This window comes from Thermobifida sp. (assembly GCF_017577275.1).
GTDB lineage: Bacteria > Actinomycetota > Actinomycetes > Streptosporangiales > Streptosporangiaceae > Thermobifida > Thermobifida fusca.
The window spans coordinates 142909-168723 of the sequence record NZ_PITY01000022.1; the positions used below are offsets into that span (position 1 = coordinate 142909).

Here is a 25815-nt window from a genome sequence, read left to right on the forward strand (position 1 = left end):
GCCGCACGGCGGTCGGGGCGCCGGTTTGAGGCCAGCCTAATCTCCCAGTACGGCAAATCCGGGGATGTTACGCGGCGTTTCCCGGTTTTGCGCATATCATCGGCTGGCGTGCGCATCGCATTAGTCGACTCAGGGATCGGTCTGCTCTCCACCGCCGCCGCGCTGCGGCGGATCCGTCCGGATGCGGACCTGATCCTCTCCATGGACCCTGATTACATGCCGTGGGGACCGCGCAGTGTTCCGGAGATCGTCGCGCGGGCGCTGGCCGGGGCCCGGGCTGTGCTTGACGAGCAGCCCGACGCCGTGGTGGTGGCGTGCAACACCGCCTCGGTGCACGCGTTGGAGTCGCTGCGCGCCGAACTGGAACCGCGGATTCCCGTGATCGGTACCGTCCCGGCCGTGAAGCCCGCCGCAGACCGGGGTGCGCCGTTCGCGATCTGGGCGACCCCGGCTACTACGGGGAGCCCGTACCAGCGGGACCTCATCGACCGGTTCGCGCGGGGGATCGCGGTGACCCCGGTGGCCTGCCCCGGCCTGGCTGACGCGGTGGAACGCGCCGATCCGGCTGCTGTGGCGGAAGCCGTCGACCACGCCGCCGCGCACACTCCTGCCGACGTGTCAGCGGTGGTGCTCGGCTGCACCCACTACGACCTGGTGAGCGACGTCATCACCGCAGCGCTGGGCGAGCATGTGACCCTGTTCACAGCCGCGGATGCGGTCGCCGCGCAGGCCCTCCGGCGAATCGGGGTCTCGCCCCAACCGGACGCGCCCCGCACCGGTGGGCTGCGGGTGTATGCCAGCGGCCGTCCCGCACAGCTTCCCGAGGCAGCCCTGACCTACCGGGCGGGGGTGCTGCTGACCACCGAGGTCGCGGCGTGAGCGTGTCTGCTGCGCCGGTAGTCGTCCCGCACGGATGTGCTGTCGGCCCGGTTCTGTTCCGCGGCAGCGTCTGAATTCCCCGCGCAGTGCGCCACGGCGGTGTGCCGCGCTGTTCAGGGCTGGCGGACGGTACCCGTCTCGGACAGGGTGGCCAGCAGGCCGACCAGTTCCCGTACCCCTTCCATGTCCCCGTCGTGCAGCAGGGATTCCAGCAGGCTGAGCGCGGTGGTCGCGTCGGCGGGGAGCGCGCGGACCCTTGCCCACTGCTCTCGCGCTGCGTTACGGGCCAGGTCGAGTTCCCGGGCTACGCGTCCGAGGCGTTCGAGGAGCACCGCATCCCCCGGGCATTCGGCGAGTGCGGCCCAGATCAGGTCGGCCCGCTGCTCGGGGTTGAGGTCCAGGGCGTGGTTGCTCCACAGCCACGAGTCCAGGCGAGCTGCGGGGACCGGAAGCGACGGCGATGGGAGCTGGCGGACACTGGCGCGGACCGCAGCGAGGTCGGCGGTGAGCGCGTCCTCGCGGCACATCTGGGCTACCGCGGCTTGGGCGTATTCGACCATGCTCAGCGCGGTCCAGCGGGCGCCGCGGCGCAGGGCGAGCCGGGCTGCTCGCACCGCCAGTTCCAGTTGGCGGCGGGGCGCGCCGTTCTGCTCCAGGTGGCGGACCCACCCGGTGAGGCGGACGCCGAGCCGCCAGTCGTTGAGCGCTACCCCGGCCGCGTCGAGGTCTTCTGCGGCCTGCACCCACAGCGGCCGGAGGAACGGGTGGGCCTGGGCTAGTTCCACGGCTGGCAGCGCCGCCGCAGCCACCTCCACCAACTGCCGTCTGGTGCGGGCCAGGCGGGCCAGCAGCCGGGCGCGTTCGAAACGGATCCGGAGGTGCACGTCGTCGCGGGCGGCGTCGGGGCCGCTCAGCACGGGGACCTGGTTGTCAAGCCGGTTGAGGACTGCCAGCGCTTCCTCGTCGCGGCCCATGAGGTGCAAGGCGCGCACGCGTGCCACGGCGAGCTCGACGGTGAAGCGGAGCGTCTGGTCTTGGGTGTCGAGGAAGTCGACCGCCTCGTGCGGGCGTCCCACGTCGCTGAGCAGGTCAGCGAAGGCCGCGGTCAGCGCCGTGTAGGCGGGTGTTCCGGGTTCGACGTGCTCTAAGGCGGTGGTGAGCAGGAGCTCCCGTTCCACGGTGCGGCCAGGGCCGTCGATGTTGGCGTGGCAGGCAGCGGCGATCACGGCAGGGCAGGCGCCGGGCGGGCAGTGGGCCGGATCGGCGTGGGCGGCGTGCACCAGTTCGGTAACCTCGTCCAACACCACTGTGCCTGCCTGGTGGTGGAGGATACGCGCGGCGAGCTGCCAGTACCGCACATAGTGGGCGGCCCAGAGCGGGGCCCCCGGCTCGGTCGCGGCCCGCAGGGCGGCCGGCAGTTCGATGGTGATCCGGTGGGTGTCGCCGAGGACAGCCAGTTCCGGCAGGCGCCCCAGCGCGGTAGCTAGCTGCTCGTGTCCGTTGGCCCGTGTCTTGTCGGCGGCTTCCGCCACCCATTCCCACAACGTCATCGTGGCACTCCCTCCCCGCATCACGCACTGAACGTATCAACGCGATCACTGCAGCGGCCCGATTGACACAGCGGTCCTTGACGGTGTCCTTTAGAGTCAGCGGCACTGGGCTGTGCGGGTCGGGTGTGGTGCGGCGGACACGGACAGGAGTAAGTACGGTATGGGATGGCTGGATCGCTTCGGGCTACGGAAAGCGCAACGCCGAGGCAGAAAAGCGCGTTACGATCGTCCTGCGGAGGATTCCGACATCAAGGCGCTGATCGAGTTCGCCAAGAGTCGGAAAGGCGTCGAGTTCTACGTCGAGCCGGAGACGTTCGCCACGGGCACGACTGCTGTGGCGGTCGCCCACGACGGGGAGTGGATCCGTCGACGGGTCGGTTCCCCTGAGGTGCTGCGCCGGGTCGCGCACAAACTCGCTCTTCCCGCCTACGACGTGAACCTCGTTGGTTACCCCAAGCGCATGCGGGAGTGGACGGCCCGCAACAAGCGCCGTTTGTCCCTCGACTAGCTTCGATGGAGTGTGAAGGGTGGTGCCCCGATGAGTGACGACCCCGGATCCGTGAGGCACCGCCCACCCTCGGAAGGCGCTACTCCCCTCACCGGCTCGGCCGCCCAGGTGCCGCCATGGCTGCTGCGGGCGCTGCTGCTTGTCGTGTGGGTGGTCACTCTCGCGGCGCTCGCCTGGTGGCTGTTTGTGCAGCTCCAAGGGCTGTTGCTGCTGCTGTTGATCTCTTTGTTCCTGGCGCTGGCGCTTGAGCCCGCCGTGAACTGGCTGCACCGGCACCGCTGGCCGCGCGGGCTCGCCACGGGGGCGGTGATGCTGGCAGCGGCCGGCACTCTGGTGCTGTTCCTCACCGTGCTGGGGTCGATGCTTGTCGGCCAGGTCGTCGCGTTCGTCTCGGATCTGCCCCGGATGACGCGTTCGCTGCTGGCCTGGGTGAACGCCACATTCCACACCGACTTCTCCCCCACCACGCTGCTGAGCGAGCTGACGAGTGTCAGCGGGCTGGTCGAAGAGTACGCGTCCCAGCTCGCGGGCAACGTGGTGGGAGCGGGATCCACCGTGCTGGCGCTGCTTTTCGACGGGTTGACGATCGCGCTGTTCACCTTCTACCTGTGTGCGGACGGCCCGCGGTTCCGCCGCACGATCTGCTCGGTGCTGCCACCGCGCACCCAGCGGGAGGTGCTGCGCGCCTGGGAGATCGCGATCGAGAAGACCGGCGGCTACATCTACTCGCGGGCGCTGCTCGCGCTCATCTGCACGGTGGCCCACTACATCCTGCTGGCGCTCTTGGACATCCCCTTCGCGTTCGCGCTGGCCCTCTGGATGGGGGTGCTATCCCAGTTCATTCCGACCGTGGGCACCTACATCGGTGGGGCGCTCCCGGTGCTCGTAGCGCTCCTCGACGGTTTCTGGCCGGCGCTGTGGGTCCTGGTGTTCGTCACCGTCTACCAGCAGTTCGAGAACTATCTGCTGCAGCCGCGGATCACCGCTAAGACGCTGGACATGCATCCGGCGGTGGCGTTCGGCTCCGTCCTGGCCGGGGTCGCGATCCTGGGTGCGCCGGGGGCGCTGCTGGCGCTGCCTGCCGGGGCGAGCTTGCAGACTTTCCTCAGCTTCTACATCAGACGCTACGAGGTGGCCGAGCACCCGCTGCTGGGCGCGGGCGACTCCGGGGGCACGGCGGAGGAGTCAGAGTCCTCTTCCGGATCGTCTGCCGACCCCTCCGACTCCGCTGAGGCCTCTCTTTCTCCGCCGAACCCAACAAACCGGGGCGACTAGGAAGAGGAGGGGCGCAACTTACTCTCCCGGAACACCCGCTGGCAAGCCCCACAAGCCACTAAGAGGAACAAGAGGGAATTTTTGGACACCGGTGGAGACAGTTTGTAGGAACCACCTGGTGGAATCGGTTCCCCCGCGGGGGAGACTCATCGCATACTCACTCGTGGGAGGGGTCGTGGAAATGAGACAGGAGTTGACCGCCCTGTGCTGTGACTGCGGGGCAATCCGCCGGGTCACCACCTACCGCGGTATCGGGGAGGCCCAGTCTGCCCACGGTGCGGCCCGGTGCGTGGTACGGCGGATGTGCCGCTCCTGCGGACGGCAGACCTACCACGCCTACATGCGCGACGACGAGGACCGCGACGAACTGGAAGACGCGCTCCGGTTAGACAACGCCCTGGCTGCCGAGGCGTTGGAAGAGGAGATCAGCCAGTTGCGCCGGTGCGGTGTGGAGGTGGGGCACGCTCCTGTTCCCGCGATCTGGGACAGTCCGCCGGTCGGCATGATCACCCAGCGATTGAGCGACCGGAAATACTCGCTCGTCCTCGACCCGAATTCGTCGATCGTGGCCCGGCTCAAACTCATCGACCTGCTGTGGTACGAGCTGACCACGGGGGAGCACAGCGACCGGTGGCACGTCCACTCTCCCGGCGACGGTCCGGGCTACGCGATCCGCCTCTTCGGTTTCCGAGCGCCCCGCTGAGTACGGGTCGGCGGGTTCAGGCCGCGCGGGACGCTGCCTCGTGGAGTCTCCGCAGCGCCGCCCGGGCCACTTGGGGGTCGGTGGTTCCCCAGTACGGGGGCAGGGAGGCGCGGAGGAACGCCCCGTAGCGGGCGGTGGCCAGCCGCGGGTCGAGGACCGCGACCACCCCTTTGTCGTGGACGGACCGCAAGAGCCGCCCGGTGCCTTGGGCGAGGAGCAGCGCGGCATGGGTAGCCGCGACTTCGAGGAACCCGTTCCCTCCTTGTGCACCGATCGCGCGCTGCCGGGCCGAGGCCAGCGGGTCATCGGGCCGGGGGAAGGGGATGCGGTCCACGATGACCAGTTGCAGCGCCGGTCCCGGGACATCCACGCCCTGCCACAGTGACAAGGTGCCGAACAGACAGGTGGCCTCGTCTGCAGCGAACTGCTGGACGAGGTGGCCGGTGGAGTCGTCCCCCTGGCACAGGATCGGGTAAGGCAGGCGTTCCCGGAGTTCTTCTGCGGCGTGCACGGCTGCCCGGGTGGAGGAGAACAGGCCGAGGGTGCGCCCTCCTGCCGCGTCGATGAGTTCCGCCATCTCGTCGAGGTATTCGGGGTGGAGGCTCTCCCGGCCCGGCGGGGGCAGGTGGGTGGCGATGTAGAGGATGCCGCTGCGGGCGTGGTTGAACGGTGAGCCCACGTCGATCGCGCGCCACCGGAGCGGGCTGGGTTCGGCCGAGGGCGTGGCAGTGGTTTCCGCGGGCTCTGCTGCCTCTGCCGGGTCATGATCGGGCAGAGGGCCGAGTCCCCACTGCCGGGCCATCAGGTCGAAGGAGCCGCCGAGAGCGAGGGTGGCGGAGGTCAGCACCGTGGTGCGCTCGGTGAACAGGGCCTGGCGCAGGGTCCGGTTGACAGCCAGGGGAGCGATGCGAAGTCCGGGGGTCTGCCGTGCGCCGCGCGCGAACCACACCACGTCCTGCCGGTCCCGGAGGGGCTGCTGGACGCAGAGGAGGATCCGTTCGGCGGTGCGGTGGACTTCTTCGAGGCCGGCGAGGGCGAGCCGGCGGGCGCTGGCGGCGTGCGGGTCGTCCCGGGGCGGCTCGGGCAGCGCGGAAAGGCAGGCGTGGGCGGCGTCCCGGACTGCGGCTACGGCGGTGGCCAGCGGATCCGGCAGATGGTCGAGACGGCCCGGCGGGGTGTCGGCGAGCATCAACGCCAACCCGTCAGCGGTCTCTGCGAGGCGTTCGGTGAGTTCCACGTCACAGACCGGGGCGGCCCGCTTCGCCGCAAGGCTGATGCTCCGGTCACTGAGCACCCCAGTCGCCACGGAGGTGACCCGGTCGACGAGCTCGTGCGCTTCGTCAACGATGAGCAGGTCGTGGTCGGGCAGCAGCCGGTAGCCCTGGACAGCGTCGATAGCGAGCAGGGCGTGGTTGGTGACGACGAGGTCCGCGCCGATGGTCTCGGCCCGGGCGAGCTCCGCAAAACAGTCGTCGCTGACCGGGCACATCTGGGGCCCGATGCACTCGTTGGCTCCCACGGAGACCTGCCGCCAGGCCAGATCGCTCACCCCCGGCGTGAGGTCGTCGCGGTCCCCGGTGAGGGTCTCCTCCGCCCATTCGTGGAGCCGGCGCACTTGGCGGCCGAGCGAGGACAGCAGGTGCGGGTCGAACAGTTCAGCTTCTTCCGGACCTGTCGCTGCCTGGGAGAGGCGGTAGCGGCACAGGTAGTTGCGCCGTCCTTTGAGGATCGCGTAGACGGGACGGCGGCCCAGCAGCGGTTCGAGTGCCTCGGTGAGCCGCGGCAGGTCGCGTCCGATGAGCTGGTTCTGCAGCGCGATGGTGGCGGTGGAGACCACAACCGTGGCGTTGGCGGCGACCGCGTGGCGCAGTGCCGGAACCAGGTAGCCCAGGGATTTTCCTGTTCCGGTGCCGGCCTGCACGACGAGGTGTTCGCGGCTGTCGATCGCTGCGGCCACCGAGCGGGCCATGGTCGCCTGGCCGTCGCGCCGGGTGCCGTTGAGGGCGCGCACGGCCGCGTCGAGGAGCTCGTCGACGTCGGGAAGATCAGACACGCCCCTGACAGTACCGGGTCGGTGCGGCAGGTTCGGCCGGTTGTCCACAGGAGAGCCAGGGCGGTCTCCCGCGGGGGTTCTCACCGCGGGCACGCCCTGGCTGGTCGGTGCGCTGTGCCGGGTGCCTCTGGGGCGGTGGCACGGTACGGCCCTGGCGGGTGTCCGCCAGGGCCGCGGTGCCGGGGAGCTTGGTTCCGGCTGTCTTACGGCTGCCGGCGTGTTGGCTCAGCGGTTAGCCGGCGTAGGTTTCGAACTCGGCCACCCGCGGAGTGCCGTTCGAGCTGAGGATCTCGAAGTTGATCTTCCGCAGCGTGGTGGGGGTGAAGGTGATGACTCCCGCCCCGGTTCCCGTGGCCAGGACGGCGCCGGTGTCATTGTTGACGACCCGCCAGGAGCCGATGTTGCCCACGGCCCCAGCCGCCTCGCGGATGTGGATCGCGGACACCGTCACGTTCGAGCCCCACTTGACCGAGATGCGGCCGGTGGAGCCGCTCGGCGACCAGTAGGTGCTCATGTCGCCGTCGATGACGTTCTTGTAGCTGGTCCCGCTGGCCTTGCTGGAGCCGTCGGCGTCGGCACCGATGCTGAGGTTGGTGCCGCCGGGCGGGGTGCCCGGGTCAGGGTTCCCCGGATCCGGATTGCCCGGATCGGGGTTGCCCGGATCCTCTGCCCGGCAGTTGCCGTCGGAGACCCGGTTGCCCTTGTTCGCGCCCGCGGTCTGGCTCACGATCTGCGGCACGCAGCCGGCGTCGTCAAGCCGGTATGAGTAGGGGATGCTCACCGATGTGGTGGACTGCGGGTTAGGTCCGGCAGGGTAGTTCTCGTTGCCCTGGCTGGACCAGGTCACGTTGTCGAAGATGTTGCCGCGGACCTCCCAGTAGCCCCGCTCGTTGGTGTAGAAGGTGCCCAGGACGTCCTTGGAGTTCTGGAAGTAGTTGTTCTCCACTTTGGCGCGTGCCCCGGCCCGGGAGTTGATGCCGGAGTTGTTGAGGCGCACGTAGTGGTTGTTGTACATGTGCGCCACGCCGCCGCGCAGCAGGGGCGTCCGCGAGTCGATGTTCTCGTACAGGTTGTGGTGGAAGGTGATGTAACCGTTGGAGAGGTCGCTCTCGCTGGATCCGATCAGTCCTCCGCGGCCAGAGTTACGGAGGATGCTGTAGGAGAGGGTGACGTACTGGGTGTTGTCCTTGAGGTCGAAGAGGCCGTCGTAGCCCTCCGACTCACCGCCCGAGGCCTCCAAGGTGACGTGGTCCACCCAGACGTTGCGGACGTCCTTCTCCATGCCGATGGCGTCGCCGCCGTTAGACGTGGGTGATCCGGACTTCTTGACGTTCCGGATGTGCACGTTCTGGATGATGATGTTCCGGGATTCCCGGATGTGGATGCCGATCTGGTCGAACAGGGCTCCGTTGCCGACACCGACGATTGTGACGTTGCTGATCTTCTTGAGTTCGATCTTGTCACTGGCGGTGTCGCATCCCGGTCCGGACACCTTGGAGGTGTTGCCGTGGTTGATGGTTCCTTCGACCTGGATGATGATTGGGGTGCTGGTGCTGGGCCGCTGGCACAGGGCTTGGTGGATCTCGGTTCCTGTGGTGGCTCGGACCACCTGTCCGCCCGCACCGCCCGTCGTTCCGCCGTTGAGGGCTGCGTAGCCGGTGGCGCTGCCGGTCTGCGCCGATGCCGGGGACACCGGTAGGGTTAGACCTGCTGTCACCACGGCCGCTGTGGCTAGCGTCGAGGCGAGTCGACGCGTAATTGATCGTCCCACCGTTTACCTTCCGTAGTAGTTCGTAAGCACCGAGGTGCTTTCCTTGAGCATAAAGAAAGCGCTTTCCGTGTCAAGAGGATCACACCGATTTTTGGTGGCAGGAGGACTCGACGGACGCTGCCCGCCCCTGCGTCTTGGGGGTCTGCCTGCTGGGCGGCCGTACTCCCTATCGAGTGCGCGACACCGCTGAGAGCGGGGCGGCCGCCAGTGCCGACCGCCCCGCAGCTCTCCGGAGCCCGGTGGGCGCACCATGGCTCGCTGCCCAGGACCGATCGGGGAGCTGCGCTACCGGATGCAGGATGTCCAGCAAGGAAAAAGACCCGCGGGCAGTGGAGAGAATTCCACCGACTCCGCGGGTCTTGCTGTGGAGCTATGGGGATTCGAACCCCAGACCTCTTCCATGCCATGGAAGCGCGCTACCAACTGCGCCATAGCCCCTTGGGTCATCACCCACTCTACCCGATCTCCAGGAGTGGTCGGTACATCTTGCTCCCGCCGCGGGGGAACGGGACCGCTTTCTCCTCGGCTCGAAGGCCGGAAACCCCGATGGACCAGGGTCGCTGTCCAGCTTGATCGGGCCTGGGCTCTGCCCCACCCCTTCAAGAAACCGCTTTCCCATACTGGTGAGTGGCGCTCCTCACTTTCTCCCACCCCCATGGTCGGAGCTCTGCTCCCGACGGCACAGCAGCCTTCACCCAGTCCGCCCCGCGTATGGGGCTCATCCAGGAGACAGCGCGGAGGCGGCACCCGTTGTGCCGGGAGGTGCGCTGTGGTGTGACAGGCCCTTGCTGCACCGGCTCCGCACAATGCATCACGGGCCCCACCGGTGCTGGTGAGGCCCGTGATGTGTGCCTATGGAGTGGAGCTATGGGGATTCGAACCCCAGACCTCTTCCATGCCATGGAAGCGCGCTACCAACTGCGCCATAGCCCCGTGTGGAGTCCGCGGGACGTGTCCCGCTGACTTCCAGAACAATAGCGGAATTCCCCGCGTTAGTCGAAACAGTTAGCGGTCGTCGCCCAGGACCTTCTCCTCGGGCAGGCTCCTGGCGTTGTACTCCAGCAGCCGCCAGCCGCCAGAACGGCTCGGCCCGAGGACAGACCAGGAGCAGTTGCTCAACGTGCCCAGCACCTCCCACTGGTCTGCCTGGAGGCCGAGCATCGTGTGGATGCCGGCGCGCAACGCGGCACCATGGCCTACCACGACGAGGGTTCCGCCCTCCGGGACTTTCTCCAAGCCGCGCTGGATGGCTTCTGCGACTCGTTTGCCGACGGTGCCCAAGTCTTCACCGCCGGGGATGTCCATGGTGGGCAACCGCTCGAGCCATCCCGCGGCGATCTCCGCGCGGGTCAGCCCCTCCCACGGGCCGCCGAAGCGCTCCCGCAGCGCGGGGTCGTACGTCACGGGCAGGCCGACGATGCGGGCCAGGGCCCGCGCCGTGTCCGCGGCCCGCTGCAGGTCAGAGGCGACGATCGCATCGGGTCGCAGTTGGGCAAGCAGTCGGGCAGCCCGTTCCGCCTGGGCGAGTCCGGTCTCGTTCAGGGGAACATCGCGCTGGCCTTGGAAGCGGTTCTCGATGTTCCAGTCGGTCTGCCCGTGGCGCCAGCAGATCACGCGGCGGGTTTCGGTCACCAGGTCACTCCTGTCCGCGGAGAGAGCGGTTAATCGGGCGACGGCTCACTCACTGCTCGAGCCGTTCGCGGTGTGGTCGACGCCCTGAGCCGCCTGAGGCAGCTCGATCTGGGGGCAGTCCTTCCACAGCCGCTCCAAACTGTAGTAACCGCGCTCCTCTTCGTGCTGGACGTGCACGACGAGGTCAACGTAGTCCAGCAGTACCCAACGGCCCTCGTGTTCGCCTTCCCGGCGCACCGGCTTGGCTTTCGCCTGCCGATACAGGCGTTCCTCGATCTCGTCTACGATCGCCCTGACCTGGCGGTCGTTGGGCGCGGAGCACAAGAGGAAAGCGTCAGTGATGACGAGCTGATCGCTGACATCGTAGGCAACAATGTCCTGCGCGAGTTTGTCGGCCGCGGCGGTGGCCGCAATGGTGACAAGTTCAACAGTCCGTTCCGTAGCGGTCACAGGTAATGGCTGCCTCTCGTGGGCTGCTCCCTCGCCTGCTAGTCATCGAGGTACAGCCCGGTCTTGTTGATGTAGCGGACAATACCGTCGGGCACCAGATACCAGATGGGCTCGCCTTTACGGACGCGTTCTCGACACTCGGTCGAGGAGATCGCCAGGGCCGGGATCTCCACCAGGGAGACCTTCCCCTCGGGCAGACCGGGATCGGCGAGCTGGTGCCCCGGTCGGTTACAGCCTACGAAATGCGCGAGTTCGAAAAGTTCATCCGCGTTGTGCCAGCTCAAAATCGCGCTCAGCGCATCCGCTCCCGTGATGAAGAACAACTCCACGTCAGGGCCGTACTGCCGGCGCATCTCGCGCAGCGTATCGATCGTGTAGGTGGGCCCTTCACGGTCGATCTCGATCCGGCTCACCCGGAACTGGGGGTTCTCCGCGGTGGCGATCACCGTCATCAAGTAGCGGTGCTCGGCCGGGGTGACCCGCTTCCCCTGCTGCTGCTTCTGCCAGGGGTTTCCAGCGGGGACAAAGATCACCTCGTCGAGGTTGAACAGGTGGGCCACCTCGCTGCCGGCCACCAAGTGTCCGTTGTGGATGGGGTCGAAGGTGCCACCCATGATTCCGATACGGCGCGGTTTTCTCTTCCCCCGCGTAATCGTCTTCTCCTCGGGCACGGTCACCGCTCTCGTCTCACCCCCGTCGTTGGGGCTACTCCTCCGGTTTCGAGAGTAGTCATCCCGGTTTCGACCACTGTGAGCACCCCTCCCCTGGACACCGCCCTCCCCGTATCCGCAAACCGTAGATTCTCGGCATAGTCACGCATAGCATTCAGGCATGGCGACTACTCCAGACCGTGCTCGCGTCCGGCTCCGCAACATCTCTTCGCGCGCCTACGAGCATCCCGCGGACCGCGGCGCCCTCGTCGCCTTGCGGTCGCTGCGCGGCTTCGACGAAGTCTTCAAGCGGCTCTCCGGCCTCTTCAACGAGCGGGCGCTGCGGCTGATGTTCCTGGCCAGCGCGGTACGGGTCGACGAGCGCCAGTTCCCCGACATCCACGACTATGTGCGCGACGCCGCCTACGTGCTGGACCTCGACCGGGTTCCAGAGCTGTACATCCAGATGAACCCGCAGCCCAACGCCATGGCGATCGGCAGCAGCCGTCCTTTCATCGTCGTGACCACGGGCCTGGTCGACCTGCTCGGTCCTGAAGAGCAGCGGTTCGTGGTGGGGCACGAGGTAGGGCACATCCTGTCCGGGCACGCCGTCTACCGCACCATGCTGCTGGCTCTGGTTCGGCTGGCGGCGCGGGTCGCCTGGTTCCCCCTGGGCTATGTCGGCCTGCGCGCGATCGTTGCGGCGCTGGAGGAGTGGTACCGCAAATCAGAGCTGTCCTGTGACCGTGCCGGGCTGCTCACCTGCCAGAACCCGGAAGCGGCCAAGCGGGCGCTGATGAAGCTCGCCGGGGGTTCACGGCTGGCCGAGATGAACGTCGACGCTTTCCTCGACCAGGCCCGGGAGTACGACGCTGCTGAGGACATCCGCGACGGGTTCATCAAACTCCTCATCACCCAGGGGCAGACCCATCCGTTCGCGGTGGTCCGGCTCGCGGAACTGGACCGCTGGATCGCAGAGGGCTCCTACCAGCGCATCCTCACCGGCGACTACCCCCGGCGGGACACCGATACCGACGCCCGCATCAGCGAGGAGGCCCGCAGCGCGGCCCGCTCGTACCGGGAGGCGTGGGAGCGCACCTCTGATCCGCTGGTGGGCACTTTGCGCGATGTGGTGAGCGGCGCGGCGGCCACGGGCAGCAAGATCTTCGACTCGATGGCCGACCGGTGGCGCAACGGCCCGGGACGCCGCACCACCGCCTGACCCCGGCCAGTGGTCCGACCATTTCCCGTAGGATGCAGGTCCCGGATTTCCTTTCTGCATAAATGAGAAATATAAAATTTATGCAAGAAAAATCCGGCCCTCCCTCTCCATTTCCGATGTGAATTGGTTCACATCAAAGGGATGTGCTCCACCGCATCTGACCTGTCCGGGTGAGGATGCACTCGTATGACGTCTGCCGTTCGTGGGTATCGGTGCAGATGAGACGCGTGCTGCTCGGTCCGGGCGCCGCACCGCCCCGCCATCCCAGCCCTCTCGTGTTTCCCGCGCCTAAAAGAAAGCAAAAGGCTCGGTAAACCAAAAGCCTCGAACACGAGTGATGTAAGTGCACGGACCGTGCCCTGCCATGCGTCTTTTCTTGCACTGGTCCGCGTGCGCCACGCAAAGGCAGCATCACTACAGGGGGAAACGGGGAATCATGTCCATCGATGTGACCGTCATCATTCCGGTCCACAACACCGGCCGGGGGGTACTAGCTGGGCTTGAATCGCTGCGCGCGCAGACTCTGCCCCGCTCTCGCTTCGAAGTCATCTACGTCGACGACGGTTCCACTGACGGGACCGGGGAGCTGCTCGACACGGAACTCGCTGGCGAAGAGAACTTCTCGGTCGTGCACATCGAGAACTCCGGCTGGCCTGGACGCCCCCGCAACATCGGCATCGACCGCGCCCGAGGCGAGTACCTCTTCTTCATGGACGATGACGACTACCTCGGCGCGGAAGCCTTAGAGCGCCTGGTCGCCAAAGCCCGGGAGGACTCCGCTGACATCGTGATCGGCCGGATGGCGGGCATCGGCCGGAGAGCGCCCCGGGAGATCTTCCAAAGACCCTTGTCCGGGGCGACACTGCGCACCCACCGCATCCTGCTCACCACGCTGACGGTGCACAAGCTCTTCCGCACCGAGTTCGTCCGCTCCCACGGGCTGCGCTTCCCCGAAGGGAAAGTCCGGCTCGAGGACCACATGTTCATGCTCCCCGCCTACCTGCGCGCCGCCTCGGTCTCGGTAGTCCACGACTACACCTGCTACTACTGGGTGCGGCACAAGGACGAAAACTTCGGGAATATCTCGTTCCGCACCCCTCCCGACCCCGAGGACTACCTCGGCAGTGTCGAGCGGATCATCGACATCATCGAAGCCGAAACCGAACCGGGAGAGTTCCGCGACACCCTGCTGGCGCAGTGGTACCGGTCGAAACTGCTAGGGCAGATGCAAGGGGCTAAATACTTGCGGCTGCCCGAGCAGACCGCGGAGGTCCTCCACACCGTCGCCCACTCGCTCGTCCAACGCCGCATCCCCGAACGGGTGGACGCCAGACTCAACCCGTTCTCCCGGCTGCGCGCTACCGCGCTGCGGACCGGACAGTTCGACCTTGTCCGCCACGTCGCCGAGTTCGAACACGACCTGGGACAGCACACCACGGTGACCGGATACCGGTGGGACGGCTCGGTGCTGTACGTGGACGTGGAGAGCACCCTGGTGCGCAAAAGCGACCAGCGGCCCCTGGAATTCGTGCGCTCCGCCGAATCGGTCTACTGGGACCTCCCGACCGCCGTGCTCTCCCACCCGGAGGTGTGCGAGGCCGCCGAGGTCACCGCGGCGCTGAAACGGATCAAGCTGCGTACCTTCGCCCGCAATAAGAAGCTCGGCGCAGATGTCACCGTGCCGACCTCGTTCACCCTCCTCGAAGAACCGGTGGGTGCGGACCGGTTCACGGTCCGGCTGGTCGGGACGGTCACGCTTGACATCCAGCGCGGCAACCTGGGCGGCCCCCTGCTCGGCAAGTGGTGGTTCGTCTCCCGCATCGACTTGGGCGGCGTGAGCTGCGATTTCACGCTTGGTCCGCTGCGCTCCCCCGCAGCGGAGGCCACGCGGGTCCCCGCCTTCGTCCACCTCGACAACACACCCCCGGTGCTGGTGACCCCCAGCTACAACGCGAAGAACCACCTGGTGGTCACCGCCGACGACCCCTGGCAGAAACTCCCGGCGCTCATCCCCCCGCAGGAGCGCCCGGCTGTGGTCCGCAACAGCGACGGCCTGCAATTGCGGATCCCGCTGGCCCTGCACACCAGCGACGAGCGCATCGGGTTGCCGCTGTGCTTGGTCGGCAACGGGGAGAAGGTAGAGAGCGCGGCAAGTGTGCGGCCCGATTCGGCCAGCGCGACCAACCCGCACTCCGTCCTCACCGCTGACGTGCCCCACGTCTCCGGTCCGGGGCAGTGGGAACTCGTCGTGGAGACGGCGGAGCGTCCCATCCCGCTGCGGCTCCGGCTCAGCCGGGGCCTGTTCCACTGGTCGGTCAAGGTGCAGCACCCGTCCCGGTCGTTGCGTGCCCGGATGGGCCGCCTCTACCGGGCGCTCCGGCGCCGGGCAGGCCGCCTAGCCCGTGATCTCGGCCTCCGCCGCTGATCCCGCTGTCTTGTTCACTGTCCCCCACGCAGGTCCGCGGGCGGGGCGGACGTGTACGCGATCTCCGTAAAATGCACCGTCTGCCCCTCTCCCGTGGGGGACTGGGCGAGGAAGCCCGCCCGGGCAGGACCGGGGAGCGCGAAGTAGCGGATCAGGTGCCACCACCCGTCGCCGAGATTGGTGTGGAAGGCGTAGGCGCCTCCGGTCCGGGTGATCCGCAGCATGGCTTCCCCCTCGACCGCTAGCGAATTGCAGTCGTCGGAGACACCGTCGCGGGTCACCACCGACACGATGGTCGGCTGGCCTTGCGGGGACAGCTCCAGGCACAACTTGGCGTGGTTGTCCTCGTCGACGTAGAGGAACAGCACGCCGGCGTCGTAGGTGGCGTGGAGGCTCGGGCTGACGCGCGCAGCGAGGGTGAAATCCCCGTCGAGTCCCGCCAGGAGGGCAGGGGCGTTCGCGATGCGGACCGTCCCGTTCGGGTCGCTGAACACGTCCGTCCGTGCTCCAGCGGTGATACAGAGGCTGTCCGGTCCGGTCACCGCGAAGTCGACCGGGGTGTTCCACCAGGTCAGCGAGGCGGGAAGGGCGGGGATGGTTACCGGTTCAGGCATGGGGGTCCTCTCGTGGACGCTGGGGAGTCGCCGTGATCCTCCACCACGGCCACGCTCTGTGACAAGACCTTCCCGCGTCCGGACCGCCCTACCGAAAGCGGCCGCGGGGAGGCGGCCTGCCGCTTCGGCCATGGCCGTCGTCCTCTCCCCCGTGCCGCTGCGCGGCGGCTCTGCGGCGGAACGATCCCGCTGGGCGGGGAACGGGAGCCGCCGCGGCTCCGCTCCCCGGCTGCGAGGTGCGGGCCGCGGCGGCACAGCGCTGGTCAGCGCACGTGGCCTTCCCCGGTAACCACGTACTTGGTGGTGGTCAGTTCCGGCAGGCCCATCGGACCGCGTGCGTGCAGCTTCTGGGTGGAGATGCCGATCTCCGCACCGAAGCCGAACTCGCCGCCGTCGGTGAAGCGGGTGGAGGCGTTGACCATGACGGCCGCGGAGTCCACCAGGGAGACGAAGCGGCGTGCCGCTGCCTGGGAGTCGGTGATGATGGCCTCGGTGTGCGCCGAAGAGTAGGCGCGGATATGCGCCACGGCCTCGTCCAGGGAGTCCACGACGCGGACCGCCAGGTCCAAGGAGAGGTACTCGGTGGCCCAGTCCTCTTCGGTGGCGGGCACCACGCTGCTGTCGTAGGAGCGGACCCGCTCATCGCCGTGGATGGTGACTCCGGCCTCGCGCAGTTCGGCCAGCGCCCGCGGCAGGAAGGCGTCGGCGATACCGGCGTGGACGAGCAGGGTTTCGCTGGCGTTGCACACCGAGCAGCGCTGGGTCTTGCTGTTGAGCACGATCTTCAGCGCCTGGTCGAGGTCGGCTGCTTCGTCGACGTAGACGTGGCAGTTTCCGGTGCCGGTCTCGATCACGGGGATCGTGGACTCGTTGACCACGGTCTGGATGAGCGAGGCACCGCCGCGCGGGATGAGGACGTCTACCAGGCCGCGGGCCCGCATCAGGTGCTTGACCGACTCGCGGCTCTTGCCGGGCACCATCTGCACGGCGTCGACCGGCACCCGCGTGCTGGCCAGCGCCTGGCGGATCACGTCGGTGAGGACCGTGTTGGAGGAGTACGCGGAGGAGGAGCCCCGCAGCAGGACAGCGTTTCCGCTCTTGAGGCAGAGCGCGGCGGCGTCCACGGTCACATTGGGACGCCCCTCGTAGATGATGCCGATGACACCGAGCGGAACCCGGATCTGGCGCAGTTCCAGCCCGTTGGGCAGGGTCTTGCCGCGGACGACTTCGCCGACCGGGTCAGGCAGTTCGACGATCTCGTGGACCGCGTCCGCGATCGCGGTGATACGGGCGGGGGTCAGGGTGAGGCGGTCGATCATCGCCTCGCTGATGCCGTTCTCCCTGGCTTGAGCGACGTCCTTGGCGTTGGCCGCGACGATCTCCTCGGTCCGCTCGCGCAAGGCGTCGGCCACGGCGGTGAGCGCCTCGTCCTTAGCGTCCCGGCTGAGCGGGGCGAGGTCTGCGGCGGCGTCCCGAGCGCGCTCAGCGACCTTGCGGACGTCCCGCTCGATGTCAGTCATGGTGTCTTCGCTTTCTGCAGTCGGTTGTCCTACACACCGCTTTGGACGGCGCGGGTAGCGGCGGTCCGCTCCCCGGATCGGAGCCCAGCGCCGCAGACGGTGGGGTCCGGATGTGTTCCGCCGTCCCACGCACAACGGTATCGGCGTCGCGGGGCCGCCGCCACTGCAGCTGTGGGGAGGCGGTCTGTGGGCCGCCGGGCACGGCGCCCGGGCCACGTGCGGGGCCGCACCCTGGGCGGGCAGGGATGCCGCGGCGGCCGCTCCGACGGGCAGCGGCAGCAGATCTCCCCCGCTGCTCCGTGTCAGCCGCACGCGAAGGGCGACTACTTAAGGTTCACCCATTGACGCAATCGGTCACCACGTCGCACCATGCTGGAGACGTCACTTCACAGAGAGCCAACACCAAACTGGGAGCGCTCCCACACCGGTGTGTTCGCACAATCCCCCTGGAGACCCCATGTCCGTCACTGAACCTCCTCCCCGCCGACGCGGCCGTCACAGCCGGGCGCGCCGCTTCCTCACTTCCCTGGGAGCTACCGCGGCCCTCACCGCGGGCATGCTGGGCGTCCCCTTGGCCACGGGAACCGCCCACGCCGAACCGGCGTTCAACTACGCCGAAGCCCTCCAGAAGTCGATGTTCTTCTACGAGGCCCAACGCTCCGGGAAACTCCCGGAGAACAACCGGGTCTCCTGGCGCGGCGACTCCGGGCTCAACGACGGCGCGGACGTGGGACTCGACCTCACCGGCGGCTGGTACGACGCCGGCGACCACGTGAAATTCGGCTTCCCCATGGCCTTCACCGCGACCATGCTCGCCTGGGGCGCCATCGAAAGCCCGGAAGGCTACATCCGCTCCGGCCAGATGCCCTACCTCAAGGACAACCTGCGCTGGGTCAACGACTACTTCATCAAAGCCCACCCCTCGCCCAACGTGCTGTACGTGCAGGTCGGCGACGGCGACGCCGACCACAAGTGGTGGGGTCCGGCCGAAGTCATGCCGATGGAGCGGCCCAGCTTCAAAGTGGACCCCTCCTGCCCGGGCAGCGACGTCGCAGCCGAAACCGCCGCGGCCATGGCCGCGTCCTCCATCGTGTTCGCCGACGACGACCCTGCGTACGCGGCCACCCTCGTGCAGCACGCCAAGCAGCTCTACACGTTCGCCGACACCTACCGCGGCGTGTACTCCGACTGCGTGCCCGCCGGAGCGTTCTACAACTCCTGGTCGGGCTACCAGGACGAGCTCGTCTGGGGCGCCTACTGGCTGTACAAGGCCACCGGGGACGACTCCTACTTGGCGAAGGCCGAGTACGAGTACGACTTCCTCTCCACCGAGCAGCAGACCGACCTCCGCAGCTACCGGTGGACCATCGCCTGGGACGACAAGTCCTACGGCACCTACGTGCTGCTCGCCAAGGAAACCGGCAAGCAAAAATACATCGACGACGCCAACCGGTGGCTCGACTACTGGACGGTCGGCGTCAACGGCCAGCGCGTGCCCTACTCCCCCGGCGGGATGGCTGTGCTCGACACCTGGGGAGCCCTGCGCTACGCCGCTAACACCGCGTTCGTCGCCCTCGTCTACGCCAAGGTGATCGACGACCCCGTCCGCAAGCAGCGGTACCACGACTTCGCGGTGCGGCAGATCAACTACGCGCTCGGCGACAACCCGCGGAACTCCAGCTACGTGGTGGGCTTCGGCAACAACCCGCCGCGCAACCCCCACCACCGCACCGCGCACGGGTCGTGGACCGACAGCATCGCCTCGCCCGCGGAGAACCGGCACGTCCTCTACGGCGCCCTCGTCGGCGGTCCCGGCTCCCCGAACGACGCCTACACCGACGACCGGCAGGACTACGTCGCCAACGAAGTCGCCACCGACTACAACGCCGGATTCTCCAGCGCGCTGGCCATGCTGGTCGAAGAGTACGGCGGCACCCCGCTGGCGGACTTCCCGCCCACCGAGGAGCCCGACGGACCGGAGATCTTCGTGGAAGCCCAGATCAACACGCCGGGCACCACGTTCACCGAGATCAAAGCCATGATCCGCAACCAGTCGGGCTGGCCGGCCCGGATGCTGGACAAGGGCACCTTCCGGTACTGGTTCACCCTCGATGAAGGCGTGGACCCCGCGGACATCACGGTGAGCTCCGCCTACAACCAGTGCGCCACCCCGGAGGACGTCCACCACGTCTCCGGCGACCTGTACTACGTGGAGATCGACTGCACCGGGGAGAAGATCTTCCCCGGCGGCCAGTCGGAGCACCGCCGCGAAGTCCAGTTCCGCATCGCCGGCGGCCCCGGATGGGACCCCTCCAACGACTGGTCCTTCCAAGGCATCGGCAACGAACTCGCTCCCGCCCCGTACATCGTGCTCTACGACGACGGTGTACCGGTGTGGGGCACCGCCCCCGAGGAAGGGGAAGAGCCCGGCGGCGGAGAAGGACCGGGAGGCGGCGAAGAACCCGGCGAGGACGTGACCCCGCCGAGCGCGCCCGGCTCCCCCGCGGTCCGGGACGTCACCTCCACCAGCGCCGTGCTCACCTGGTCCGCGTCCAGCGACACCGGCGGCAGCGGCGTAGCCGGGTACGACGTCTTCCTCCGCGCCGGCACAGGCCAGGAGCAGAAGGTGGGATCCACCACCCGGACCAGCTTCACCTTGACCGGTCTAGAACCCGACACCACCTACATCGCGGCTGTCGTGGCCCGGGACAACGCGGGCAACGTCTCCCAGCGGAGTACCGTCTCCTTCACCACGCTGGCCGAGAACGGCGGCGGGCCTGACGCCTCCTGCACGGTGGGCTACAGCACCAACGACTGGGACTCCGGATTCACCGCTTCGATCCGGATCACCTACCACGGCACGGCCCCGCTCTCCAGCTGGGAGCTCTCCTTCACCTTCCCCGCTGGCCAGCAGGTCACCCACGGGTGGAACGCCACGTGGCGCCAGGACGGGGCCGCCGTGACCGCCACCCCCATGTCCTGGAACAGCTCCCTGGCGCCTGGAGCCACCGTCGAGGTCGGCTTCAACGGCTCCTGGAGCGGCAGCAACACACCTCCCACCGATTTCACCCTCAACGGCGAGCCCTGCGCCCTCGCCTAACACGGCAACCGCGGCCGTCCGCCCCGCGGGCGGCCGCGGCACCGTGCCGCTACCGGTCCAGGAAGTCGAACAGCTCTTCCCAGCGGCGCACGATCTTCTCAGGGGCGTACCGGGTCACGGAACGCCGTGCCTGGTCCCCCAACCGGTCGCGGAGCTCCTGGTCGGCGAGGATCTGCGCGAGCCGGTCCGCGAGGGCGTGCGTATCCCCGGGCGGGGCCAGCAGCCCGTCGACGCCGTCGGTGACGATCTCACGCACCCCCGGAGCACAATCGAAAGCCACACACGGCACCGCGCACGCCATCGCCTCGAGCAGCACGAGCGGGAAACCTTCCCCGCGTGACGACTGGACGAAAACCGACGCCTCCCGCAGCGCCCCGGGCACATCGGATGTCGTCCCCATCCACTGCACGGAGTCGTCCAGCCCCAAATGGCTGCAGTAGTCGCGCAGCTCCTGCTCTTCGGCGCCGCTCCCGTAGATCCGCAGCGTCCACTCCGGGAAGCGGGGCGCCACCTTGGCCCACGTCTCCAGGAGAAGGTCGACCCGCTTCTGCTCGTCGAATCGGCCGATGCTCGCCACCACCCGACCGGTGCGCGGCGACGGCTCCTCGGGGTACCACGGCAGCGGGTTGGGCATGACGTCGAGGTTGTTGAGCCCTTGGTTGATCCACCGGTCCGCGTCCTCCCGGGTGAGCGCAAGCAGGCAGTCCACGTCCCGGTAGTACCGCTGGACTCGAGCGAACCTGGAGGTCCGCCTGGACTCCTCGAACGATTCGTGGGTCATCCCCACCACGTGCAAGCCCGCGGTATCGGCCATAGCCACCCACTCCATCGCCCACACTTGGGTGACGATGACCACCCCGCCGGGTGCCGCGGTCTGCAGCAGGTCGGACAGTACGGCCGCGTGAGCGCGTCGGGTCGCTTCCCAGCGGGCCCGCCGCAGGCGCGCCCCCACGTTGAGCCGGTCGCGGAGCCGCCGGGGCGGCCGCAGGGACGGGGGTCGGGTCGCGTGCAAGGTGGTCGTGGGATAGGGCGTCTCCCCGACCTCTTGGACGACATTGGGGGGGGCGACTCCCACCACGTGCACGCGGTGGCCCCGGTCGGTGAAGAGGCGGGCCATGCGGTGCGTCCAGCTCGTGACACCGCCCAGCTCGTTGACGCTGTTGGCGACCAGGAACAGGTCACGTCGCCGTTCGGGAACGCTGTTCATCGGCGGCCTTCCTGGAGAAAGAACCGGTCGACGATGGCGCGCGCAGCCGTCCCAGTGTCGTAGGCAGCGAAACGCTCGGCGAAGGCTCGGCGGGCTTTGACGTACTCGGTATCGGCTGTGTCCAGTTCCCGGAGCGCGGCGAACAGCTCTTCCTCGGTGAACGCCAGCGGTCCGGGTGCCACTTCCGCCAGAGAGAAGTAGGTGCCCCGCGCATGGTGCACGTAGTCGTCATAGTCGGGCACGTAGTAGATCATCGGACGGTCGAGCAGCACGTAGTCGAACATCACCGAGGAGTAGTCGGTGATGAGCGCATCCGCCGCGGCGAGCAGCGGGGTGGTGTCGTGCTCCGCGGAGACGTCGATCACCGCTTCGGCTGCCGAGGGCGGCACCACCAGACGCTCGAGGTAGTGGGAGCGGACGAGCAGCACGTACTGGTCGCCGAACTCGCGGGCGAACGCCGCGAGGTCGAACAGCGGCCGCACCGCGGTCCGCCGCCGCGGCCGCCCGCGGAACGTGGGCGCATACAGCAGGATGCGCCGGTGGTCGGGAAGGTGCGGTGCGGCACCGATCCGCGGATAGGTGCGCCGCCCGGTCCGCTCCTCCTGCTGCCGCTGCCGCACCAGGGCGTCGTTGCGGGGGTAGCCGACGGGGAGCGCCACCGCGGGGTTGAGACGGAACGCCGGGATCAGTGTCTCCATGTCGTGGTGGGACCGCACGCAGAAGGCGTCGAACCGGCCGAGGTCCGCGCGGAGCCGGTCCCGCGCTGCCCGGCTCCGCAACTGCACTTCGGGTTCGTCGAACCCCATGCGTTTGAGGGCGCTGCCGTGCCACGTCTGCAGGTAGGTGGTGTGGGCGGGTTTACGCAGCCCTGAAGGGAAGCCCTGGTTGTCGATCCAGTACTCGGCACGGGCGAGGGCCACCAGGTAGCGCAGGCTCCACCGGCGGACCAGGACCGCATCGCGTGGGAAGCCGTCCGGGGTGTGCGCATAGGACCACACCGCGGTCATGGGCAGGTCGCGGCGGCGTAGCTCTTCGTAGATCGCCCGGGGACTGTCGGAGTAGCGCTGCCCCAGGTGGCTTTCGAAGACAGCTAGTCCGCGGTGCCGCGGCAGCCGGCACAGCACCGTGTGGTAGAGCCACCGCTTGTTCTGTTCCGAGGCGAGCAGGCGCGGAACGCGGCGGGCTGTGGCGAGCAGCGCCCGGCTGCGCCGGCCCGCGGGGGTGCCGGCTGCTGCGACGAGAGCGGTGCGTGCCCGGTGTTGGACCGCAGTGGACGGGACGACCCGCAGCGCGAGGTGTCCTTTGGCGGACACTTCCGCGACCACCTGGTCGGCGCCCAGTCCGGGCAGCAGCGGCTGAACGGGCAGCGGAGCAGTGTCCAGGTCGGGGTGGACGACGGTGAGGCGGCTGCGCACGCGCGTCCCGTCGATATCCATGACCAGCCGCAGATCCCACACGTGGTCGACGATGCCGATCGGGTGGAAGACGCGCCCCAGGTCGAGGTCGGCCGCCCAGGTGAGGTGGTCTCCGCGGTGGACGAGCTGGCGGAGGGGCAAACGGAAGACGCGCCACCCGGCGCGGCGGGCGGTGAGTTCCAGGCGGCCGCGCACCCGAGAGCTCGTCGGCGTGGGGATACGGCCCAGCGGGTTGGTCACGCGCCCCGACAGCCGCAGCCAGCGGCCGTCGACCCGCTGGCCGGTGACCACGGTGCGGGGAGCGAGCTTGTGCAACGGTTTGAGGTGATAGCCGAGGTCGGTGACGTCGAGGAGCTCCCGGCCCAGCGGGTCGTTGAGGTGCCGGGTGCTCCAGTAGATGCGCCCTTCCCGCTCCGCCAGGGGCACCGCGGTCTTGTGGGGGTTGATGAGTGCGTCGGCCGCGGGCAGGAGAGCGTCGCCGTCGCCTTGGGCGACCAGGTAGGCGCATATCGCCTGCAGCGGCCGGAGCTGGTGGTAGGCCTCCGTCGGCAGGTGCGCGACATAGGGGCCCACCAGGTCGAGGAACGACCGCCGGTACTCCTCGGTGCGGAGCGGAAGGTCGCGCAAGTGGAGGACCAGGTCGTGCTTGAGGAATTTGACGCTTTTGGCGAGGTGGACCGTGTCCAGGCCGCGTTCGGCGAGCAGGGCGTCGATTTCGCGGTGCATGGCGAGCCGGTCGGCGAGGTTGCCGATCTCGTCCCGGCGCTGCGTGATCGACCGGCGCTCCGGGCTGTCGGAGACATGCCAGTAGTAGACCGTGTTGGGGATCAGGGCGACGCGCCGCGCTGCCAGCCAGGCCCGGGCGGTGAACAGGAAGTCCTCGTAGGCGATCCCGGTGGGGAAACGGAGCCGGTGGTTGAGGAGGAAAGACCGGCGATAGCACTTGTTGGTGGCAAGCGTGTCCCAGACCAGCGGATCGGGGTCGTCGGTGAGCGAGTCCAGCACTCGGGTCTGCCGGTAGATCCACCGGTACCAGGGTTTTTCCTTGCGTCCGCGCGGGGTGGTGTGGACGCGGACGCACAGGCCGGAGACAAAGTCCGCTCCGGTGGTCTCGATCGCCCGTACCATGGCGCGGCAGGCGTTGCGGTCCAGTTCGTCGTCGCTGTCCAGGAACATCACATAGCGGCCCGCAGCCCGTTCAATGCCGTAGTTGCGGGGTTGTCCGCAGCCTCCGCTGTTGGAGGGCAGGCGGAATGCGCGGACCCGGTCGGGGTAGCGTTCCGCGAATCTCTGGGCTACCGCGAAACTCCCGTCGGAGCTGTGGTCGTCGACGATGACGGCTTCCACGCTCCGCAGTGCCTGGTTCAGTACGGACTGCACCGCGGTAGGTAGCCGCTTTTCGTCGTTGTAGACGATGACCACCACACTGACGTCGACCATAGGAACCCCGTCCGTCCGGCGTGGACCGCTAGCGCGGCCGCTATGTCACGGGACATGCGTACCGGCAGCCTAAGAAGCCGGACGGAAAGCACCGGCCAGAGCCGCGAAAATCTTCCACAAAAGGTGCTTTTCGGGGCAGTTGGGGTGGTTGCACGTGTCGCGCAGCGCAGGAGCGCCGACGCGCGGCGCTCCTGCAGCTCACCGATTATGGGGCGGTCAGCAGGCTTCCCGGTCGCTGGTGCTGCCGTTGCGGAGCACGACCAGGTCGTCGCGGTGCACGATCTCGCGGCTGTATTCGGCGCCGAGCTCCCGGGCCAGCCACCGGGTGGAGCGGCCCATCAAGTCGGGGATCTCCGCAGAGTCGTAGTTGACCAGGCCGCGGGCGACGAGGACACCGTTCTCGTCCCGCAAGTCCACGGGGTCGCCCGCGTTGAAATCGCCTTCCACTTTGATGACCCCCGCGGGCAGCAGGGACGCTTTCTCGGTGACCACGGCATGCACCGCCCCCGGGTCCAAGAAGACACTGCCGCGGCCCGCCGTCGCATGGGCCAGCCAGAGTTGGCGGCTGGACGGGCGGCGGTGTTCCGCGGGGACGAAGAACGTGCCGACGGGATCACCTCGGAGCGCAGCCCGGGCGTTGGCCGCCGAGGTCAGCACAGTAGCCACCCCCGCTTCGGTCGCGATCCGCGCGGATTCGACCTTGGTGATCATGCCGCCGGTCCCCACCCCGCGCTTGTTCGCGCTGCCGAGGTCCACCCCGACAAGATCCTCCGGGCCGTTGACCTGGGTGATGCGTGTGCTCGTCGGCAGGGACGGGTTCCCGTCGTACAGCGCGTCCACGTCGGTCAACAGCACCAGCACGTCCGCGCGCAGCAAGTGGGCGACGAGGGCGGCGAGCCGGTCGTTGTCGCCGAACCGGATCTCGTGGGTGGCGACCGTGTCGTTCTCGTTGACGATCGGCACCGCGCCGATCTCCAGCAGGCGGCTCATCGCGCGCTGCGCGTTGCGGTACTGGGCGCGGCGCATCAGGTCGTCGGCGGTCAACAGGATCTGCGCGGCAGTCAGCGAATGCCGGGCGAACTCGGCGGTGTAGCGGGCCAGGAGCAGCCCTTGGCCTACGCTGGCCGCGGCCTGCTGGGTAGCGAGGTCGCGGGGCCGCTGGGTGAGGCCCAGGGGAGCCATTCCCGCGGCGACCGCTCCGGAGGAGACCAGCACCACTTCGGTGCCCGCTTTGCGGCGTTCCGCCAGCACGTCGGTGAGGTCGCGGATCCGCTCGTGGTCGAGGCCGCCTTGCGGGGTGGTGAGAGAGGAGGAGCCCACCTTGACCACGACTCGTCGCGCCTGAGCGATTTCCGCACGCGTCTGACCGACGCCTGTGCCCACGTTTACCTGTCCTTTCGC

Annotated in this window: 18 protein-coding genes and 2 tRNA genes; 7 read left to right on the forward strand and 13 right to left on the reverse strand. The window is 68.2% G+C overall.

The annotated features are described in order from the left end of the window. Positions 1-108: 108 nt before the first annotated feature. A complete protein-coding gene (locus CW348_RS10605) occupies positions 109-879 on the forward strand; it encodes a glutamate racemase (protein WP_011292585.1) in 771 nt (256 codons plus the stop codon). 113 nt (positions 880-992) lie between these two features. Here the strand turns inward: CW348_RS10605 and CW348_RS10610 are convergent, their stop codons facing one another. Next, positions 993-2429, reverse strand: a complete 1437-nt coding sequence (locus CW348_RS10610; RefSeq protein WP_011292586.1) for a hypothetical protein — start codon at positions 2427-2429, stop codon at positions 993-995. Between the two features lie 160 nt (positions 2430-2589). Here CW348_RS10610 and CW348_RS10615 point away from each other — a divergent pair, with 160 nt between their 5' ends. From CW348_RS10615 to CW348_RS10625, 3 genes are all read left to right on the forward strand, one after another. Next, positions 2590-2937: a hypothetical protein gene (locus tag CW348_RS10615; RefSeq protein WP_011292587.1), complete on the forward strand. Its 348-nt coding sequence runs from the start codon at positions 2590-2592 to the stop codon at positions 2935-2937. Positions 2938-2967: 30 nt separating this feature from the next. Next, the gene (locus CW348_RS10620) at positions 2968-4212 is read left to right on the forward strand and encodes an AI-2E family transporter (protein ID WP_011292588.1); all 1245 of its coding nucleotides are present in this window, start codon (positions 2968-2970) and stop codon (positions 4210-4212) included. Positions 4213-4393: 181 nt separating this feature from the next. After that, complete coding sequence (locus CW348_RS10625; protein ID WP_104612622.1) at positions 4394-4915, forward strand: DUF6315 family protein; 522 nt, start codon at positions 4394-4396, stop codon at positions 4913-4915. A gap of 16 nt (positions 4916-4931) precedes the next feature. On the opposite strand, the gene CW348_RS10630 is transcribed toward CW348_RS10625, so the two are convergent. The 7 genes from CW348_RS10630 to nadD all read right to left on the reverse strand — a co-directional run bounded on the left by CW348_RS10630 (position 4932) and on the right by nadD (position 11498). Continuing rightward, positions 4932-6968, reverse strand: a complete 2037-nt coding sequence (locus tag CW348_RS10630; RefSeq protein WP_038043967.1) for an ATP-dependent DNA helicase — start codon at positions 6966-6968, stop codon at positions 4932-4934. Between the two features lie 232 nt (positions 6969-7200). Beyond that, entirely contained in the window at positions 7201-8661 is a 1461-nt protein-coding gene (locus CW348_RS10635) for a polysaccharide lyase family 1 protein (RefSeq protein WP_016189000.1), read from the reverse strand. A 443-nt stretch (positions 8662-9104) separates the two neighbouring features. After that, a tRNA-Ala gene (locus tag CW348_RS10640) sits at positions 9105-9177 on the reverse strand. Positions 9178-9599: 422 nt separating this feature from the next. Further along, positions 9600-9672, reverse strand: a tRNA-Ala gene (locus CW348_RS10645). Positions 9673-9744: 72 nt separating this feature from the next. Then, entirely contained in the window at positions 9745-10371 is a 627-nt protein-coding gene (locus tag CW348_RS10650; RefSeq protein ID WP_104612595.1) for a histidine phosphatase family protein, read from the reverse strand. A gap of 45 nt (positions 10372-10416) precedes the next feature. Beyond that, positions 10417-10821 carry a ribosome silencing factor gene (gene rsfS, locus CW348_RS10655; protein ID WP_011292593.1) on the reverse strand — a complete coding sequence of 135 codons (405 nt, stop codon included), beginning with the start codon at positions 10819-10821 and terminating at the stop codon, positions 10417-10419. A 38-nt stretch (positions 10822-10859) separates the two neighbouring features. Then, positions 10860-11498, reverse strand: a complete 639-nt coding sequence (gene nadD / locus CW348_RS10660; protein WP_011292594.1) for a nicotinate-nucleotide adenylyltransferase — start codon at positions 11496-11498, stop codon at positions 10860-10862. Between the two features lie 154 nt (positions 11499-11652). Between nadD and CW348_RS10665 the strand changes: the two genes are divergently transcribed. Then, positions 11653-12693: a M48 family metallopeptidase gene (locus CW348_RS10665; protein ID WP_011292595.1), complete on the forward strand. Its 1041-nt coding sequence runs from the start codon at positions 11653-11655 to the stop codon at positions 12691-12693. A gap of 436 nt (positions 12694-13129) precedes the next feature. Further along, the gene (locus tag CW348_RS10670; RefSeq protein ID WP_011292596.1) at positions 13130-15118 is read left to right on the forward strand and encodes a glycosyltransferase family 2 protein; all 1989 of its coding nucleotides are present in this window, start codon (positions 13130-13132) and stop codon (positions 15116-15118) included. Between the two features lie 14 nt (positions 15119-15132). On the opposite strand, the gene CW348_RS10675 is transcribed toward CW348_RS10670, so the two are convergent. Both CW348_RS10675 and CW348_RS10680 read right to left on the reverse strand, forming a co-directional pair. Next, positions 15133-15732 carry a DUF1349 domain-containing protein gene (locus CW348_RS10675; protein WP_016189002.1) on the reverse strand — a complete coding sequence of 200 codons (600 nt, stop codon included), beginning with the start codon at positions 15730-15732 and terminating at the stop codon, positions 15133-15135. Positions 15733-15995: 263 nt separating this feature from the next. After that, positions 15996-17252, reverse strand: coding sequence for a glutamate-5-semialdehyde dehydrogenase (locus CW348_RS10680; protein ID WP_011292598.1), 1257 nt, complete (start codon positions 17250-17252; stop codon positions 15996-15998). Between the two features lie 457 nt (positions 17253-17709). On the opposite strand from CW348_RS10680, the gene CW348_RS10685 reads away from it, so the two are divergent. Next, on the forward strand, positions 17710-20352 hold the full coding sequence (locus CW348_RS10685) for a glycoside hydrolase family 9 protein (protein WP_011292599.1): 2643 nt from the start codon (positions 17710-17712) through the stop codon (positions 20350-20352). A gap of 49 nt (positions 20353-20401) precedes the next feature. Here the strand turns inward: CW348_RS10685 and CW348_RS10690 are convergent, their stop codons facing one another. The 3 genes from CW348_RS10690 to proB form a co-directional block, all read right to left on the reverse strand. Then, positions 20402-21559 (reverse strand): glycosyltransferase, encoded by a 1158-nt coding sequence (locus tag CW348_RS10690; RefSeq protein ID WP_104612596.1) that lies wholly within the window; start codon positions 21557-21559, stop codon positions 20402-20404. Next, complete coding sequence (locus tag CW348_RS10695) at positions 21556-24414, reverse strand: CDP-glycerol glycerophosphotransferase family protein (protein WP_104612597.1); 2859 nt, start codon at positions 24412-24414, stop codon at positions 21556-21558. Before CW348_RS10695 ends, CW348_RS10690 begins: the two co-directional genes overlap by 4 nt. Before the next feature lie 216 nt (positions 24415-24630). Then, on the reverse strand, positions 24631-25797 hold the full coding sequence (gene proB, locus CW348_RS10700) for a glutamate 5-kinase (protein ID WP_038043973.1): 1167 nt from the start codon (positions 25795-25797) through the stop codon (positions 24631-24633). Positions 25798-25815 lie beyond the last annotated feature (18 nt).